Annotated in this window: 1 protein-coding gene; it reads left to right on the forward strand. The window is 60.0% G+C overall.

Features of this window, described 5'->3' with window-relative positions:
- Positions 1-275: GTP-binding protein (locus ACEWE8_RS26125; RefSeq protein ID WP_395589455.1), on the forward strand; the 275-nt coding region annotated here is incomplete at both ends.

A 275-nucleotide genomic window follows, 5' to 3' on the forward strand; every position in this document is an offset into this window, starting at 1 on the left:
CCAGGTCACGCTGACTACGTGAAGAACATGATCACCGGTGCTGCCCAGATGGACGGCGCGATCCTGGTTTGCTCGGCCGCCGATGGTCCGATGCCACAAACCCGTGAGCACATCCTGCTGTCCCGTCAGGTTGGCGTTCCGTACATCGTGGTCTTCCTGAACAAGGCTGACCTGGTAGACGACGCCGAGCTGCTGGAACTGGTCGAGATGGAAGTTCGCGACCTGCTGTCCACCTACGACTTCCCAGGCGACGACACTCCGATCATCATCGGTTC

The organism is Pseudomonas sp. TR47, assembly GCF_044143025.1.
Taxonomy (GTDB): domain Bacteria; phylum Pseudomonadota; class Gammaproteobacteria; order Pseudomonadales; family Pseudomonadaceae; genus Aquipseudomonas; species Aquipseudomonas putida_E.